The sequence below is a fragment of the Streptomyces canus 299MFChir4.1 genome, assembly GCF_000383615.1.
GTDB lineage: Bacteria > Actinomycetota > Actinomycetes > Streptomycetales > Streptomycetaceae > Streptomyces > Streptomyces canus_C.
In genome coordinates this window covers 262,731-278,893 of sequence record NZ_KB911586.1, presented here as the reverse complement: position 1 = coordinate 278,893, position 16,163 = coordinate 262,731, and the positions used below count along the sequence as shown (strand labels likewise).

Annotated in this window: 15 protein-coding genes and 1 riboswitch; of the genes, 7 read left to right on the top strand and 8 right to left on the bottom strand. The window is 71.8% G+C overall.

The window, feature by feature from the left end:
- Positions 1 to 14: 14 nt before the first annotated feature.
- Positions 15 to 1,028, bottom strand: a complete 1,014-nt coding sequence (gene trpS / locus H293_RS0114945) for a tryptophan--tRNA ligase (protein WP_028807858.1) — start codon at positions 1,026 to 1,028, stop codon at positions 15 to 17.
- 142 nt (positions 1,029 to 1,170) lie between these two features.
- Here trpS and H293_RS0114940 point away from each other — a divergent pair, with 142 nt between their 5' ends.
- From H293_RS0114940 to H293_RS0114930, 3 genes are all read left to right on the top strand, one after another.
- Entirely contained in the window at positions 1,171 to 1,731 is a 561-nt protein-coding gene (locus tag H293_RS0114940) for an RNA polymerase sigma factor (protein ID WP_020118671.1), read from the top strand.
- Positions 1,724 to 2,617: a hypothetical protein gene (locus H293_RS0114935; protein ID WP_020118670.1), complete on the top strand. Its 894-nt coding sequence runs from the start codon at positions 1,724 to 1,726 to the stop codon at positions 2,615 to 2,617. Before H293_RS0114940 ends, H293_RS0114935 begins: the two co-directional genes overlap by 8 nt.
- Before the next feature lie 368 nt (positions 2,618 to 2,985).
- Entirely contained in the window at positions 2,986 to 3,636 is a 651-nt protein-coding gene (locus H293_RS0114930) for a hypothetical protein (RefSeq protein WP_033415425.1), read from the top strand.
- Between the two features lie 38 nt (positions 3,637 to 3,674).
- Here H293_RS0114930 and H293_RS0114925 read toward each other — a convergent pair whose 3' ends face one another.
- Positions 3,675 to 5,126, bottom strand: coding sequence for a glycine hydroxymethyltransferase (locus H293_RS0114925; protein ID WP_020118668.1), 1,452 nt, complete (start codon positions 5,124 to 5,126; stop codon positions 3,675 to 3,677).
- A gap of 40 nt (positions 5,127 to 5,166) precedes the next feature.
- Positions 5,167 to 5,256, bottom strand: a riboswitch (ZMP/ZTP riboswitch).
- 110 nt (positions 5,257 to 5,366) lie between these two features.
- The gene (locus H293_RS0114920; RefSeq protein WP_020118667.1) at positions 5,367 to 6,218 is read right to left on the bottom strand and encodes an LLM class flavin-dependent oxidoreductase; all 852 of its coding nucleotides are present in this window, start codon (positions 6,216 to 6,218) and stop codon (positions 5,367 to 5,369) included.
- 309 nt (positions 6,219 to 6,527) lie between these two features.
- On the opposite strand from H293_RS0114920, the gene H293_RS0114915 reads away from it, so the two are divergent.
- Complete coding sequence (locus tag H293_RS0114915) at positions 6,528 to 7,391, top strand: hypothetical protein (protein ID WP_028807857.1); 864 nt, start codon at positions 6,528 to 6,530, stop codon at positions 7,389 to 7,391.
- Between the two features lie 92 nt (positions 7,392 to 7,483).
- Here the strand turns inward: H293_RS0114915 and pdxR are convergent, their stop codons facing one another.
- Positions 7,484 to 8,875, bottom strand: a complete 1,392-nt coding sequence (gene pdxR / locus H293_RS0114910; RefSeq protein WP_020118665.1) for a MocR-like pyridoxine biosynthesis transcription factor PdxR — start codon at positions 8,873 to 8,875, stop codon at positions 7,484 to 7,486.
- 46 nt (positions 8,876 to 8,921) lie between these two features.
- Here pdxR and H293_RS0114905 point away from each other — a divergent pair, with 46 nt between their 5' ends.
- Genes H293_RS0114905 through H293_RS0114895 form a run of 3 tightly spaced genes read left to right on the top strand, consistent with a single transcriptional unit; the run spans position 8,922 to position 10,608 of the window.
- A complete protein-coding gene (locus H293_RS0114905; RefSeq protein ID WP_020118664.1) occupies positions 8,922 to 9,449 on the top strand; it encodes a carboxymuconolactone decarboxylase family protein in 528 nt (175 codons plus the stop codon).
- The gene (locus H293_RS0114900) at positions 9,446 to 9,889 is read left to right on the top strand and encodes a carboxymuconolactone decarboxylase family protein (protein WP_020118663.1); all 444 of its coding nucleotides are present in this window, start codon (positions 9,446 to 9,448) and stop codon (positions 9,887 to 9,889) included. Before H293_RS0114905 ends, H293_RS0114900 begins: the two co-directional genes overlap by 4 nt.
- The gene (locus H293_RS0114895; RefSeq protein ID WP_020118662.1) at positions 9,886 to 10,608 is read left to right on the top strand and encodes an isocitrate lyase/PEP mutase family protein; all 723 of its coding nucleotides are present in this window, start codon (positions 9,886 to 9,888) and stop codon (positions 10,606 to 10,608) included. The genes H293_RS0114900 and H293_RS0114895 overlap by 4 nt, the downstream gene beginning before the upstream one ends.
- Positions 10,609 to 10,614: 6 nt before the next feature.
- On the opposite strand, the gene H293_RS0114890 is transcribed toward H293_RS0114895, so the two are convergent.
- From H293_RS0114890 to H293_RS0114875, 4 genes are read right to left on the bottom strand one after another with little or no spacing between them, the layout of a single operon-like run.
- Positions 10,615 to 11,562, bottom strand: coding sequence for an ABC transporter substrate-binding protein (locus H293_RS0114890; RefSeq protein ID WP_020118661.1), 948 nt, complete (start codon positions 11,560 to 11,562; stop codon positions 10,615 to 10,617).
- Between the two features lies 1 nt (position 11,563).
- Positions 11,564 to 13,501 carry an ABC transporter permease gene (locus H293_RS0114885; RefSeq protein WP_020118660.1) on the bottom strand — a complete coding sequence of 646 codons (1,938 nt, stop codon included), beginning with the start codon at positions 13,499 to 13,501 and terminating at the stop codon, positions 11,564 to 11,566.
- Positions 13,501 to 14,607, bottom strand: coding sequence for a quaternary amine ABC transporter ATP-binding protein (locus H293_RS0114880; RefSeq protein ID WP_020118659.1), 1,107 nt, complete (start codon positions 14,605 to 14,607; stop codon positions 13,501 to 13,503). Before H293_RS0114880 ends, H293_RS0114885 begins: the two co-directional genes overlap by 1 nt.
- On the bottom strand, positions 14,607 to 16,136 hold the full coding sequence (locus H293_RS0114875; RefSeq protein WP_020118658.1) for a GMC family oxidoreductase: 1,530 nt from the start codon (positions 16,134 to 16,136) through the stop codon (positions 14,607 to 14,609). Before H293_RS0114875 ends, H293_RS0114880 begins: the two co-directional genes overlap by 1 nt.
- Between the last annotated feature and the right edge of the window lie 27 nt (positions 16,137 to 16,163).

Here is a 16,163-nt window from a genome sequence, read left to right as displayed (position 1 = left end):
GGCTGGGACGGCGATCAGTGTTTGGCGGGCAGGAAGCCGACCTTCTCGTACGTCTGGGAGAGGGTCTCCGCGGCGACCGCGCGGGCCTTCTCCGCGCCCTTGGCCAGGATCGAGTCCAGCGTCTCCGGGTCGTCCAGGTACTGCTGGGTGCGCTCCCGGAACGGCGTCACGAACTCGACCACGACCTCGGCGAGGTCCGTCTTGAGCGCGCCGTAGAGCTTGCCCTCGTACTGCTGCTCCAGCTCGGGGATGCCCGTGCCGGTCAGGGTCGAGTAGATGGTGAGCAGGTTGCTGACGCCCGGCTTGTTCTCGACGTCGTAGCGGACGACGGTGTCGGTGTCGGTGACCGCGCTCTTGACCTTCTTGGCGGTGGCCTTCGGCTCGTCGAGGAGGTTGATGAGGCCCTTCGGCGTGGACGCCGACTTGCTCATCTTGATCGACGGGTCCTGGAGGTCGTAGATCTTCGCCGTCTCCTTGAGGATGTACGGCTTCGGGATCGTGAAGGTCTCGCCGAAGCGGCCGTTGAAGCGCGTGGCGAGGTCGCGGGTCAGCTCGACGTGCTGGCGCTGGTCCTCGCCCACCGGGACCTCGTTGGCCTGGTAGAGCAGGATGTCCGCGACCTGGAGGATCGGGTACGTGAACAGGCCGACGCTCGCGCTGTCGGCGCCCTGCCGGGCGGACTTGTCCTTGAACTGGGTCATGCGGGAGGCCTCGCCGAAGCCGGTGAGGCAGTTCATGACCCAGGCGAGCTGGGCGTGCTCGGGGACGTGGCTCTGGACGAAGAGCGTGCAGCGCTCCGGGTCGAGGCCCGCCGCGAGGAGCTGGGCCGCGGCCAGGCGGGTGTTGGCCGTGAGCTCCTTCGGGTCCTGCGGAACCGTGATCGCGTGCAGGTCGACGACCATGTAGAACGCGTCGTGGGACTCCTGCAGGGCCACCCACTGGCGGACGGCGCCGAGGTAGTTGCCGAGGTGGAACGAGCCTGCGGTGGGCTGGATTCCGGAGAGCACACGGGGTCGGTCAGAGGCCATGCCCACCATTCTCTCAGGTGTCGGGGGCCGATCCGGAACCAGTCGGAAACAGATGTGCCACGGGTGGGAACCGATTCGGTCCGGGCGGTGTACTCATGGTGTGAGGACGCGGGAGGGGGGCCGCATCGTCGATGAGGCCGCGGTGATCGCACGCGTACGCGCCGGAGACCCGGAGGCGTACGCGGAGCTGGTGCGGGCGCATACGGGCCTGGCACTGCGGGCGGCCGCGGCGCTCGGGGCGGGTGCGGACGCGGAGGACGTGGTGCAGCAGGCCTTCGTCAAGGCGTACTGCTCGCTGGGCCGCTTCAGGGAGGGCTCGGCGTTCAAGCCGTGGTTCATGTCGATCGTGGCCAATGAGACGAGGAACACAGTGCGCACGGCGGCGCGCCAGCGCACGCTCACCGGCCGCGAGGCGGCCTTCGCGGAGGCCGAGCCGCTGATACCGGAATCGGCCGACCCCGCGGTCGCGGCCGTGGAGATAGAGCGCCGCGCCGCCCTGGAGTCCGCGCTGGAGAGGCTGAGCGAGGAGCACCGCCTGGTCGTCACCTACCGCTATCTGCTGGAGATGGACGAGTCCGAGACGGCCCAGGCCCTGGGCTGGCCCCGGGGGACGGTGAAGTCCCGGCTGAACCGCGCGCTGCGCAAGCTCGGCAAGCTGCTGCCTGATGTCGAGCCTCGGGAAGGAGGTGATGAGCGTGAGTGAGTCCTACGGCGGTGAGGGCGCCGGCGACAGCGCGCGGGAGCGGGCGTCCCGGCTGCCGGAGGAGCTGCGGGCGCTCGGGCGTTCGCTGGACGCTCCGGGTGCGGGCGGGTCCGAGTCGATGGTGGAGCGGGTGCTGGAGCAGATACTCGCGGAGCGGCTGCCGGTCCCGGTGGCCCAGGCGCCGGGTCCCGGTGAGCGGCTGGGGGCGGGGCGGTGGGCGCGGGCGCGGTGGCGTTCGCTGACCGCGACCCTGTGCGGGCTGCTGGCGGTCCTCGCGCTCACGCCTCCGGTGCGGGCGGCGGTCCTGGACTGGTTCGACTTCGGTGGGGTCGAGGTGCGGTACGACCCGTCGGCGGTGCCCTCGCCGGGAGCCGAGGTGCCCGGTTGCGGGCGCTCGCTGTCATTGGGGCAGGCCGAGCGGCGGGCGGGGTTCGAGCCACTGGTGCCGACGGCGCTCGGCGCTCCGGAGGCGGTGACGGTGACGGCCGAGCCGCGGGGGCGGTCTCTGGTGAGCCTGTGCTGGCGTGAGCGGGGGCGCGTCGTCCGGCTGGACGAGTACCCGGCCCGGCTGGACATCGGCTTCACCAAAAGTGTGCGGGAGCAGCCGGAGTGGCTCTCCCTGCACGGGGACTCCTCGGACCTCGGGGCGGTCAATGACACGGCACTGTGGTTTCCGCGGCCCCACCTGCTGAGCTTCTGGCTGGTGGACGCGGCCGGCTCCCGCTACACCCGCGAGCAGCGGACCGCCGGACCGACGCTGCTGTGGATGCACGGGTCGGGCCTCCTGGACATGCCGGATGTGACCCTGCGGCTGGAGGGGGTCGCGTCGAAGGCGCGGGCTGTGGAGATCGCGAAGTCCCTCGCCGAGCCGCGGCACGAGGGCTAGACGCCGGTACGAGGCCTCCGAGAAGTCCTCGGATTGGTGCGCGCGGGGTGGGAACCCCACCGGGCCGGCCGGTGTACCAGAAGTGACACGCGGCTCGCGGACGGGCCGCACGAAGATCGTCTGGCGGGGGTCGGCATGAAGCGGAGCACGAGCGGGCGGAGGGGCCGCTGTCGTGAACTGGCAGCGGGATCAGGCGAGTTGGCAGCGGTGCTCGCGGTGACGGTGTGACGAAAGGACGTGCTCGCGAGCTTGAGGAAGCGATGCTGATTCGATCGAGGGGGATGGCCATGCGGAGCACACTCGCAAGACTTCGGCCGGGGGCGTGCAGGGTGCTCACGGCGCTCGCACCGGTGGCGGCCGTGGCGGTGATGACCGTGCTCGCGGCGCCCGCGGCCGACGCGGCGACACCGCGGACGCGGGAGGCGGCCCTGGACAGGCCCGACCTGGCGATGGTCGTCACCGGCGGCTCGGGCCGGACGCATGCCGTGCGTGCCGACGAGCCGTACTTCTCCCGCCTGTGGCAGCTGCTTCAGCCGGCGTACCCGGGCACGGAGCGGGTCTCGGACGCCTGGGAGGAGGGCCGGTACCCGCCGGTGCGGTTCACCGTGCTGTGGGGGCTGACGGGGGTGGGCGGCTGGCCGTGGACGGATTCGGCGCCGGGCGGTGATGTGGCGGTGGCGCGGCAGGACCAGCTGTTTCTGGCCGGGGACGGCACTCCGTGGGTGCGCTCGGATCCGGCGCCGGAGCGGGAGGACGACGACATCCGCTGGCACCGGGCATCCCGGGCGGTGTTCGAGCGGCTGGACCGGGTGGGCCTTGCGGGCGGTGCCGGAGAGAGGCGGGAGGACGGCGCCAAGGATTCAACGGGGCCGGGGCGCGCTGTGTGGTGGGCGGTGCCGGGGCTCGCCGTGGGATTCGCGGCGGGAGCCGGCGGCACGCGGCTGATACGCCGCGCGGCGGCCGGGCCAGGGGCCGGACCGCCGCGGGACGAACCACGTCAGGAACTCATCGATCTCTAGGAGTCACCGGTCTTTGACAACTCAAGAGAGGACATGTGTCAGCCGAGGTCGATCTCCGGGTACAGCGGGAAGCCGGCCACGAGGTCGGTGGCCCGGTGGGAGATCTCGTCCGCGACCTTCGGGTCCAGGATGTGCTGGGCCTTGGAGGGGGCGCCCTTGCTGGTGGTGCCGGGCTCCGTGGTGGTGAGGACGCGGTCGATGAGCCCGGCGACCTCGTCCATCTCGGCGGTGCCGAGACCGCGGGTGGTCAGGGCGGGGGTGCCGATGCGGATGCCGGAGGTGTACCAGGCGCCGTTGGGGTCGGCCGGGATGGCGTTGCGGTTGGTGACGATGCCCGACTCGAGCAGGGCGGCCTCGGCCTGACGGCCGGTGAGGCCGTAGGAGGAGGTCACGTCGATCAGGTTGAGGTGGTTGTCGGTGCCGCCGGTGACCAGGGTGGCGCCCCGGCGCATCAGGCCCTCCGCCAGGGCGCGGGAGTTGTCGACGATCCGCTGCGCGTAGTCCTGGAAGGAGGGCTGCCTGGCCTCGGCGAGGGCGACGGCCTTGGCGGCCATGACGTGCGGGAGCGGGCCGCCGAGGACCATCGGGCAGCCCCGGTCGACCTGGTCCTTGAGGGAGTCGTCGCACAGCACCATGCCGCCGCGCGGGCCACGCAGGGACTTGTGGGTGGTGGTGGTGACGATCTGGGCGTGCGGGACCGGGTCGAAGTCGCCGGTGAGGACCTTGCCGGCGACGAGACCGGCGAAGTGGGCCATGTCGACCATGAGCGTGGCGCCGACCTCGTCGGCGATCTCGCGCATGATCCGGAAGTTCACCAGCCGGGGGTACGCGGAGTAGCCGGCGACGATGATCAGCGGCTTGAACTCACGGGCCGAGACGCGCAGGGCGTCGTAGTCGACGAGGCCGGTGGCGGGGTCGGTGCCGTAGGAGCGCTGGTCGAACATCTTGCCGGAGATGTTGGGGCGGAAGCCGTGGGTGAGGTGGCCGCCGGCGTCCAGGGACATGCCGAGCATGCGCTGGTTGCCGAAGGCCTGGCGCAGCTCGGCCCAGTCGGCGTCGGAGAGGTCGTTGACCTGGCGGACGCCGGCCTTCTCCAGGGCGGGGACCTCGACGCGCTGGGCGAGGACGGACCAGAAGGCGACGAGGTTGGCGTCGATGCCGGAGTGCGGCTGGACGTAGGCGTGGCGGGCGCCGAAGAGTTCCCTGGCGTGCTCGGCGGCCAGCGACTCTACGGTGTCGACGTTGCGGCAGCCGGCGTAGAAGCGGCGGCCGACGGTGCCCTCGGCGTACTTGTCGCTGAACCAGTTGCCCATCGCGAGGAGGGTGGCCGGGGAGGCGTAGTTCTCGGAGGCGATCAGCTTGAGCATCTCGCGCTGGTCGTGGACCTCCTGGCCGATGGCGTCGGCGACGCGCGGCTCGACGGCGCGGATCACGTCGAGGGCGGCGCGGAAGGCCGTGGACTCGGTGGACAGGGGCTGCTGCTCTGACATGGCGGCCTCCGGGCTGCGTGGCTGAAGCGGTCACGGGTCACGGGTCGGCCCAGGCGCACGGCACTTGGTCACTCACAGGCCGCTCCCTGATGGTCCGTCCCATCCCAGCGCGCCAGTCACGGCCTGTCGGTCAGCCTACCGGGCACGTCGAAGGGCACCTGTGCGGCGTCCACCATGCGAGCGACGGCTTCGAGGCCGGGTCGCGGGTTCCGGGCCTCGAAGCCGTGGCGGCGGCGGACGTCAGAACAGCGCGTCGGCCAGGCGGTCGATCTGGTCGGCGTCCGAGGCCCAGCAGTAGAGCATCACCTCGTCGGCACCGATGGCGATGTAGGCGTCGGCGGCCTCCCGGATCTGCTGCGGTGTGGTGAGCAGGCCGGCCTCCATGTAGTCGACGTGGCCGCTGAAGGCGTAGTAGTCACGGAGGTTGCGGCGGGCCAGGTCCAGGGTGGCGTCCGGGCCGAGAGCGACGTTCGCCTGGGCGACCAGGCGCGGGTGGCCGGGGCGGTCGTGCTTCTGCCAGGCCGTTTCGGCATCGCGGAACAGCTTGGACATGAAGGTGGGCGGCAGGGCGGCGCCGAGGAAGCCGTCGCCGAAGCGGCCGACGCGTTCGAGGGCGGCGGGGGCGAACCCGCCGAACAGGACCTCGGGGCCGCCCGGGGTGACGGGGGCGGGGCCGATGGGACCGACACCCTCTCCGTACGGCTCGCCGGACCAGGCGCGGCGCAGCTGGATCAGCTGTTCGTCGAGGCGGCGGCCTCGGCGGTGGAGGTCGATGCCGGCGGCCAGGCAGTCGTCCTCGCGACCTCCGACACCGATGCCGAGCGTGAACCGGCCGCCCGAGAGGCGGTCGAGAGTCGCGGTCTGCTTGGCGAGCAGCGCGGTGTTGTGCAGGGGCGCGATCAGCACCTCGGTCTGGACACGGACGCGGGAAGTGGCGCCGGCGAGGGTCGCGAGGGTGATGAGGGGCTCGGGGTTGTCGTAGACGAGGCGGTCGAGCAGGCCGAGAGTGCGGAAAGGGCTCGCGTCGGCGCGCCGGGCCCAGGTGAGCAGCTGGGCGGGGTCGTCAATGGGGAGGCCGAGGCCGATGTTCATGGGAGAGTCCTCCGGAGGGCGTACGAGACCGGCCGGTCGGCCGGATCCGGTGCCGCCCCTCCGTGGTGCCGCGCGCTGTGCGCGGACCTGCTCCCGTTCTGCGGCGATGGTTCAAGAGAGCGTGTGCGTCAGAGTGCGCTGACGGTAACGCGGTCGGGCGAGGCGCGACAACGCGTTTTCGACGGGCGTGGGAGGACGCGGCGCCGGGACACGGGCCACCCCCACCGCAGATCCCGCGACCCGCCTGCGACCGACCCGTCTCAGCCCGCCTCCCACCACCTCCCCTAAGGTCACTTCGTGCTCTTTGGAATGGTGTGTGCGCTGGGTGCCGCGGTCTGCTTCGGGACGGCCACCGTGCTGCAGGCGATGGCGGCACGGGCGGCGGACGCGGGCGGCGGTGACGGCGAGGGGACGGCATTCGCGGTGACGCTGTTCCTGCGGGCGGTCCGGCAGTGGCGGTATCTGGCGGGGCTGGCCCTGGACGGGCTGGGGTTCCTGTTGCAGATCGCCGCGTTGCGGTCGGTCCCGATCTACGCGGTCGGCGCGGCGCTCGCGTCGAGTCTCGCGGTGACCGCGGTGGTGTCGGCGCGGCTGCTGCGGGTTCGGCTGAGCGGGAGCGAGTGGGGCGCGGTCGGGGTGGTGTGCGCGGGGATGGCGCTGCTGGGGATCGCGTCCGGGACGGAGGGCGACCGGGGCGGTCCCGCGGCCCTGAAGTACGCGATGCTCGGAACGTCCCTGGCGGTGCTGGCGCTCGCGCTGCTGGGTGGGCGACTGCCGGACCGCGGGCGGGCGTTGGCGCTCGGACTGGGGGCCGGGCTCGGGTTCGGGGTGGTCGAGGTGGCCGTGCGGCTGATCGACTCGCTCGCGCCGTCGGCACTGGTGGCCAACCCGGCGACGTACGCGCTTCTGGTCGGCGGTGGCGCGGCCTTTCTGTCGCTGACCTCGGCGCTGCAGAGGGGCTCGGTGACCACGGCGACCGCGGGGATGGTGATCGGCGAGACGATCGGACCCGCGCTGGTGGGAGTGGTGTGGCTCGGGGACCGAACCCGGGAGGGGCTGTCGTGGGTGGCGGTGCTGGGTTTCGCGGTGGCCGTGGCGGGGGCGTTGGCGCTGGCCAGGTTCGGGGAGGCCCCGGCACATTCCGCTCCGCGATCCCCTTCCCGAGTTCCTTGAGGGTTCAATCGGGTTACTGCCGGAACAGCTCGACAGAGCGAGCCGTGCCGACCGAAAGACCGATAAGGCGGCGATCCCCTAAAAAGGCCAGGTCATTCGGGCAGCACCGCGCACAGCGCCTCCAGGGCTCCCGACCAGGCGTGGTCCGGCGGTGTCCCGTAGCCCACGACGAGCGCGTCGCGCGGCTCGACGACGGCCTCGGGGTGCTGGTAGCGGTGCAGCCCGTGGACCGCGAGGCCCTGCCAGGCCGCGGCCCGCAGCGCCGGCTGCTCGGTGCCCGGCGGGAGGCGCAGCACCACGTGCAGACCGGCCGCGATCCCGGTGGCGTGGACCCGCGGGGCCCGTCGCGCGAGCTCGGCGACGAGGGCGTCGCGGCGGCGCCGGTACCGCAGCCGGGCGGCGCGCACGTGGCGGTCGTAGGCGCCGGAGCTCAGGAACTCGGCGAGGGTCAGCTGGTCGAGGGACCCGCAGGTGTCGATGCCGCCCTTGGCCGCCAGCACCTCCTCCATGAGGCCGGGCGGCAGTACCAGCCAGCCCAGTCGCAGGCCGGGGGCGAGGGACTTGCTGGCCGTGCCCGCGTGGACCACGTGGTCGGGGTCGAGGCCCTGGAGTGCGCCGACGGGCTGGCGGTCGTAGCGGAACTCGCCGTCGTAGTCGTCCTCGACGACCAGTCCGCCGGTGCGGCGGGCCCACTCCACGACGGCCGAACGGCGGTCGCGGTGCAGGGTGCCGCCCATCGGGAACTGGTGGGCGGGGGTGAGCAGCACCGCGTCCTGGTCGGTCAACTCCCGTGGGTCCGTGCCGCGTTCGTCGAAGGGCAGCGGCACGGTCCGCAGACCGGCGGCCGCCAGCAGGTTCCAGTGCGCGTCGAGACCGTAGGACTCCACGGCGACCGTGCGGGCGCCCCGGGCCCGCAGCACCGCGCCGAGCAGGCGCAGTCCGTGCGAGAACCCGGCGCAGACCAGGATGCGTTCGGGGTCGGCGCGCACCCCTCGGGCGCGGGCGAGGTACGCGGAGAGGGCGGTGCGCAGTTCGACGCGGCCGCGCGGATCGCCGTAGTCGAGGGCCTGGTAGGGGGCGGTGGCGAGGGCGCGGCGGGCGGCCTTGAGCCACTGGGCGCGTGGGAAGGAGGCGAGGTCGGGGGTGCCGGGGACGAGGTTGTGGGTGGGGCGCCCGGGGGTACGGGGGCGGGGTGAGGTGGGCCCGGCGGGCGGGACGACCGTGCGGTCGCTGACGTGGGTGCCGGAGCCCTGGCGCGCGGTGAGCCAGCCCTCGGCGACCAGGTCGGCGTAGGCGTCGGCGACGGTGTTGCGGGCGATGCCCAGGTCGGCGGCGAGGGCCCGGGATGACGGCAGCCGGGTGCCGGGGGCGAGGCGGCCGGTGCGGACGGCCTCGCGCAGGGCGTCGGTGAGGCCCCGTCGGACTCCCCCGCCGGTGGGTTCCAGGTGCAGGTCGATGCCGGAAGTGGCCCAGGATCTCGCCATGAAAATGGACCATACTCCTGGGCTGCCCGGCTCCTAGGGTCGAGACATGACCACAGAGGAAACCGTCGCGTACACCCCCGAACACCCGCCCCGTCTGGCCTGGGCCCAGCACGCCCCGGAGGTCTACAAGGCGATGCTCCGCCTCGACACGGCGGCCCGGCGGGGACTGGACCCCCGGTTGCTTGAGCTGGTGAAGATCCGTGCCTCGCAGCTCAACCACTGCGCGTTCTGCCTCGACATGCACTCCAAGGACGCCCTCGCGGCCGGCGAGAGCGTCGAACGGATCATCCAGCTCGGCGCGTGGGAGGAGTCGCGGCACTTCTACACGGAGAAGGAGGTCGCGGCCCTCGAACTGACCGACGCGGTCACCGTCCTCACTGGGGGCACCTCCCAGGCTTTCGGCTCTGGGGGAGGCTTCGTGCCGGACGAGGTGTACGAGCGGGCCGCCAAGCACTTCGAGGAGGCCGAGCTGGCCCAGCTGATCGCCGCGATCACGGTGATCAACGCGTGGAACCGGTTCGGTGTGACCTGCCGTATGGTCCCGGGCCACTACGAGGCGGGGCAGCACCAGTGAGCCGTACGGACGTCCTGGACCGCGAGGTCGGCCGGGCCCTGTCCGCGCTCAGCGCCGCCGCGAAGAAGGGGCTCGGCGACCCGGCTCTCGCCGAACTCGTCGTCATCCGGGCCTCGCAGCTCAATCACTGCGCGTTCTGCCTGGACATGCATCTGACCATCGCGCGCGAACACGGGGTCGACGAGCGGCAGTTGGATCTGCTGGCCGCCTGGGAGGAGGCCGAGGGCGTCTTCGACGAGCGGGAGCGGGCCGCGCTCGCGCTGACGGAGGCGGTGACCGTCCTGACGGCGGGCTTTGTGCCGGACGACGTGTACGCCACCGCCGCCAAGTACTTCGACGAGAACAGGCTCGCCCATCTCGTCGGCCTGATCGTCGCGATCAACAACTGGAACCGGGTGATGGTCGCCCGCCGCATCCCGCCAGGGGGGTACCGGCCGTGAGCAAGGTGGACGTCTTTCGCGCCCTGCACCGCAACCGCCTCCCGGGCGATCCCCTCGTCCTGCCCGGGCCGTGGGACGCGGTCAGTGCCCGGGTGTGCGAGGAGGCCGGGTTCCCGGCGCTCGCCACGCCCAGCGCGGGGATCGCGGCCGCCCTCGGCCACGAGGACGGGTCCACACCGGCCGACGAGATGTTCGCCGCGGTGGCGCGCGTCTGCGGGGCCGTGGACGTCCCTGTGTCGGCGGACGTCGAGGGCGGGTACGGGCTCGCGCCGAAGGAACTGGTGGAGCGGCTGCTGGAGGCGGGCGCCGTGGGCTGCAACCTGGAGGACTCCGAGAACGGGACCCTGAAGGACCCGCACCGGCACGCCGACTGGCTCGCCGAGGTACGGTACGCGGCCGGTGACCTGCTGTTCGTCAACGCCCGCGTGGACACGTTCGCCCACGGCGACGGCGATCCGGAACGGGCCATCGAGCGGGCCGCGCTGTATGTCGCTGCGGGCGCCGACTGCGTCTATCCGATCGGCGCCACGGCGCACGTACTGCCGTTGCTGCGGTCCGGGATCCAGGGGCCGCTGAACGTGTTCGGGCGGCTGGACGGCGAGGGCCCCTCGCCCACCGAACTCGGTGAACTCGGGGCCACTCGCGTCACGTTCGGACCGGGGCTCCAGCGCCGGGCGGCCCGGCAGATGCGCGAGCTCGCCGACAGCCTCCGGACCTAGGCGGGCTCAGGACAGCCACGCCTTCCAGGTGGACGGGTGGCTGTCCACCCACTTCTTCGCCGCTTCTTCCGGCGTCAGCTTCTGGTCGGCGATCATCAGGGAGACCTGGTTCTGGTCCTCGGTCGTCCACTTGAATTTCTTCAGGAAGGCCGCCGCCTTGCCGCCGGACTTGGCGAAGTCCGTGTTGAGGTACTTCTGGAGCGGGGTGTGCGGATAGGCGCAGGCGACCTTCGCCGGGTCCGCGTCGCAGCCCTCCTTGTAGGGGGGCAGTTTCACCTCGGTCATGGGGACCTTCTCGAACAGCCACTGGGGGGCGTACCAGTAGGTCAGGAAGGGCTTCTTCTCCTTGGCGAACTGCCTCATCTGGGTGATCTGCGCGGCCTCCGAACCGGCGAACACCACCTGGTAGTCCAGGTCCAGGTTCTTCACCAGCGCCTTGTCGTTGGTGACGTAGGACGGGGAGCCGTCCATCAGCTGGCCCTTGCCGCCGCTCTCCGCCGTACGGAGCTGCGAGGCGTACTTGTTGAGGTTCTTCCAGTTGGTGACGTCCGGGTGCTGCTTGGCGAAGTACGTCGGGACGTACCAGCCGATGTGCCCGGTCACGCCGAGTCCGCCGCCCGCGGTGATCGTCTTCTTGTCCTTGACGTACCGCTGTTCCTGCTCGGGGTGGCCCCAGTCCTCCAGGATGGCGTCGACCCGGCCCTGGCTGAGCGCGTCCCAGGCGGGCACCTCGTCGACCCGGACGGTGTCGACGTGGTAGCCGAGCTTGTGCTCCAGGAGGTACTGCGCGACGGCCACGTTGGCCTGCGCGCCGACCCAGGACTGCACGGACAGGGTCACGCTCTTGGCGCCCTGCGCGTTGGCGAAGGGCGAGGCCTGCTTGGTCATGTCGGCGGCTCCGCAGCCGGTGAGCAGCAGCAGGGCGCCGACGCCCGCGATCGCACGTACGCGCATGTCAGGCTCCCTTCCCCGGGCGGCGTTCCGTCGGCTGGGTGACCCGGTCGAGCATCAGGCCGAGGCAGACGATGGCGGCGCCCGCGACCAGGCCGGTGGCGAGGTCGCCCTGGGCGAGGCCGAAGACGGTGTCGTAGCCGAGCGCGCCTCCGCCGACCAGACCGCCGATGACGACGACGGCGAGGACGAGGACCACGCCCTGGTTGACGGCCAGCAGCAGTGCGGGCCGGGCGAGCGGCAGTTGGACCTGCCGCAGCTGCTGCCAGCTGGTCGCGCCGAGCGAGCGCGAGGACTCCATGGCGGCGGGATCGACCTGGCGCAGGCCCTGCGTGGTGATGCGGACGACGGCGGGCAGCGCGTAGACGACGGCCGCCGCGGCGGCGGGCGCGCGGCCCACGCCGAACAGGGCGACGACCGGGATCAGGTAGACGAACTGCGGCATGGTCTGGAAGACGTCCAGGACGGGCCTGAGCATGCGTTCGACGCGGTCGCTGCGGGCCGCCGCGACGGCGGTCGCGAAGCCGAGGACGAGGGTGACGGCGACGGCCGCGAGGACCTGCGACAAGGTGTCCAGGGCAGGCGTCCACACGCCGAGCACGCCGATCGCGGCCATGGCGAGGACCGCGGTGAGCGCGGTCCGCCAGGTGCCGATCAGCCAGGCCAGGGTGGCGACGATGAGCAGCACCGACCACCAGGGCAGCCCCTGGAGTCCGTCGCGGACCGGGTCGAGGACCCAGGTGGTGAAGTGGCCGGCCCAGTCGGCGGTGCCGCCTATGACGGGAACCCCGGAGTACAGGTGGTTCGTCATCCAGTCGACGGCCCGGTTGACGGGCTCGGCGATGTTCAGGGTCCAGGAGTCGGGCCAGTCGAGACGGCCCAGCAGCCGTCCGGCGACCGCCACGACGACGGTCCCCGCGAGGGCGTACGCCCAGCCCGCGCGCCCGTGTCCCTCGGTGCCGTCGCCCGCCGCGCCCGTGACGCGGTCGAGGACGACGGCGAGCAGCACGATCGGGATGCCGGCCGCGAGGGCCGCGCCCACGTCGACCGAGGCGAGCGCCTGGTAGACGCGGTCACCGAGACCGGCGGCGCCGATCACGGACGCGATGACGGCCATCGACAGCGCCATCATGATCGTCTGGTTGAGGCCGAGGAGGAGTTCCTTGCGGGCCAGCGGGATTCGGGCGGTCAGCAGCCGCTGGCGGGCGGTGGTGCCGAGCGACTCGACCGCCTCCAGGACCTCCTTGTCCGCGCACTGGAGGCCGAGCGCGGTCAGGCGGGCCATGGGCGGGGCGGCGTAGACGACGGTCGCGAGGACGGCGGCGGGCACGCCCATGCCGAAGACGAGGACCACCGGGAGGAGGTAGGCGTAGGCGGGCATGACCTGCATGGTGTCCAGGACCGGGCGCAGGATCCTGTCCATACGGCCGGACAGTCCGGCGGCGAGTCCCAGCAGGACACCGACCACGACCGAGGCGAGTACGGCGACGACCATCAGGGCGAGGGTCTGCATGGTGGGGACCCACATGCCGAGCAGACCGCAGGCGAGGAACGCCGCCGTCGTGCCCAGGGCGAGCCGGACGCCGGCGACCCGCCAGGCCACGAGGGCGCCGAGCGCGGTGACCCCGGCCCAGCCGGCGCCGAGCAGGACGACGTACACGGCGTGCACGGAGATCACGACCGCGTTGCTGACATAGCCGAAGAAGTAGAGGAACAGCGGGTGGCTGTCGCGGTTGTCGATGATCCAGTCGCTCGCGCCGGAGAGCGGCTTGGTGAGGTCGACGGTGAGGGCGGCCGGCCAACTGCCGCTGGCCCATTGGGCGTTGGCGAGGGGGACGAGGATCGCGGCGGCGAGGGCGATGAGCAGGAGCTTGTGGACCGCCCGGTGCTTGAGCAGACCGGTGGGCAGGGCGCGGGGTGTGGACGCGGTGACGGTAGCCATCAGACCGCCTCCTTGCGAGGCTCCGTTCCGGCCGCCCCTCCGCGGAGTTCCGTTCCGGCGACGACACCGAGCAGGCGCTCGTGGTCGACGACGCCGAGGCACCGTCCGTTCTCCACGACGCAGGCCGGCCTGCCGCTGCCGGCGACGACCTTGATGGCGTCGGCGACCACGGCGTCGGGGGCGAGGGCGCCCGGGTGGGCCGGGCCCGCGCAGTCGCCCGGCTTCATGGCCCGGCGGACGGTCATGACGTGTTCGCGCGGCACGTCCCGGACGAACTCGCGGACGTAGCCGTCGGCCGGGGAGCCGACGATCTCCTCGGGGGTGCCGAGCTGGACGACCTTGCCGTCACGCATCAGGGCGATACGGTCGCCGAGCTTCAGCGCCTCGCTCAGGTCGTGGGTGATGAAGACCATCGTGCGGCCCTCCTCGCGGTGCAGGCGGACGACCTCCTCCTGCATGTCCCGCCGGATCAGCGGGTCGAGGGCGCTGAACGGCTCGTCGAAGAGGAGGACCTGCGGGTCCACCGCGAGCGCCCGCGCGAGGCCGACGCGCTGCTGCTGACCGCCGGAGAGCTGGGACGGCTTGCGGTGTTCCATGCCCTCCAGGCCGACCTTGGCGACGACCTCGGCGGCCCGCGCCCGGCGCTCCGCCTTGCCGACGCCCTGGATCTCCAGTCCGTAGGCCACGTTGTCGAGGACCGTGCGGTGCGGGAGGAGGCCGAAGTGCTGGAAGACCATCGCGGCGCGGTGCCGGCGCAGTTCACGCAGCCGGGACTTGTCCATCGCGCGGACGTCCTCGCCGTCGATGCAGATCGTGCCCGCCGTCGGCTCGATGAGCCGGGTCAGGCAGCGCACCAGCGTGGACTTGCCGGAGCCGGACAGGCCCATCACGACGAAGACCTCGCCCTTGCGGACGTCGAAGCTCACGTCCCGGACGGCCGCCGTACAGCCCGTCCTCGCGCGCAGGTCGGCGGGGTCGAGGGCGGACAGCTCGGCGTCCTCCGGGACGCGCTCCGCCTTGGGACCGAAGACCTTCCACAGTCCCTCGACGGAGAACACGGCCTGATCCGTCGTCGGCGGCTTCTCCATGGTCGCGGTCGTACTCATCACGCACCACCTCCCAGCAGGTCCACGGCTTTCTCACCGACCATGAGCACCCCGATCATGGGATTCACGGCGGTCATGGTCGGGAACACGGACGCGTCCGCGATGCGGATGCCGTCCAGGCCGCGGATCCTCAACTCGGGATCGACCACGGCCAGTTCGTCATCGGCGGCACCCATACGACAGGTGCCCGCCGGGTGGTACACGGTGTGCGCGACCTTGCGGGCGTACTCGCTCAGCTCCTCGTCACCGGTGACGTCGGGGCCGGGGCACACCTCGCGCTTGAGCCAGCCGGCGAGCGGCTCGGTCCGCGCGATCTCGCGGGCGATCCTGATCCCGTCGACGAGAGTGCGGCCGTCGTAGTCGTCCTCGTCGGTGAAGTACCGGAAGTCGAGGGCGGGCTTCACCTCCGGGTCCGCGCTGGTCAGGTACAGGCGGCCGCGGCTCTTGGGCTTGGGGATGTTCGGGGTCATCGAGACGCCGTACGCCGGGCGTTCGTAGCCGAGGCGCTCCGGGTTGTCGGTGAAGGGGACCTGGTAGAAGTGGAACATCAGGTCGGGGCCCGCGTGGTCGGGGTCGCGGCGCACGAACAGGCCCGCGTCGGAGTCCATCGCGGAGTTCTCGGGTATCGGGCCGTTGGTCTCCCAGACGATCACCGACTCGGGGTGGTCGAGGAGGTTCTCACCGACGCCCGGCAGGTCGTGGACGACCGGGATGCCGAGGGCTTCGAGGTCCTCGCGGGGGCCGATGCCGGAGTGGAGCAGCAGGCGGGGCGAGTCGACGGCGCCCGCGCACAGGAGGACTTCACGGCGGGCCCTGATCAGGGTCTCCTCGCCGTCCTTGGACCGCACGTGCACGCCTTCCGCGCGCGTGCCGTCCAGCTCCAGCTTGTACGCCCAGGTCTCCAGCAGGATCGTGAGGTTGGGCCGTTCGTCCATCACCGGGTGCAGATACGCCACCGACGCCGAGGAACGCTTGTTGTTCTCCGGGTGGTAGGCCAGGTCGAAGAAGCCGACGCCGTCGTCGAAGGGCTTCTGGTTGAAGCCCTCGATCCGGGGGACGTCGACGGCCTTCTGGGCGGCGTCGACGAAGTCGCGGGCGATGGCGTTGCGGTCCTTCTCGTCGACCGGGACGATGTTGTTCTTCAGCCGGGCGTAGTACGCCTCCATCGGGACCGCGCCCCAGCCCTTGGCACCGGCCTCCTCCCACTCGTCCCAGTCGGACGGCAGCGGCTTGAAGGCGATCAGGGTGTTGTGCGAGGAGCAGCCGCCGAGGACCCGGGCGCGGCTGTGCCGGATGTGGGAATTGCCGCGGGGCTGCTCGGTGGTCGGGTAGTCGTAGTCGAGCTCGCCGCCGAGCAGGCCCATCCAGCGGCGCAGGGTGAGGACGTCGTCTCTGCCGACGTCGCTGGGGCCGCCCTCGATGACGGCCACGGTGACGTCGGGGTTCTCGGTGAGGCGGGAGGCTATGACGGAGCCTGCCGTTCCACCTCCGACGACGACGTAGTCGTACTCCTGTTTGATCTCGGACATGGGGGTACTCCAGGGAAGTCTTGAGTG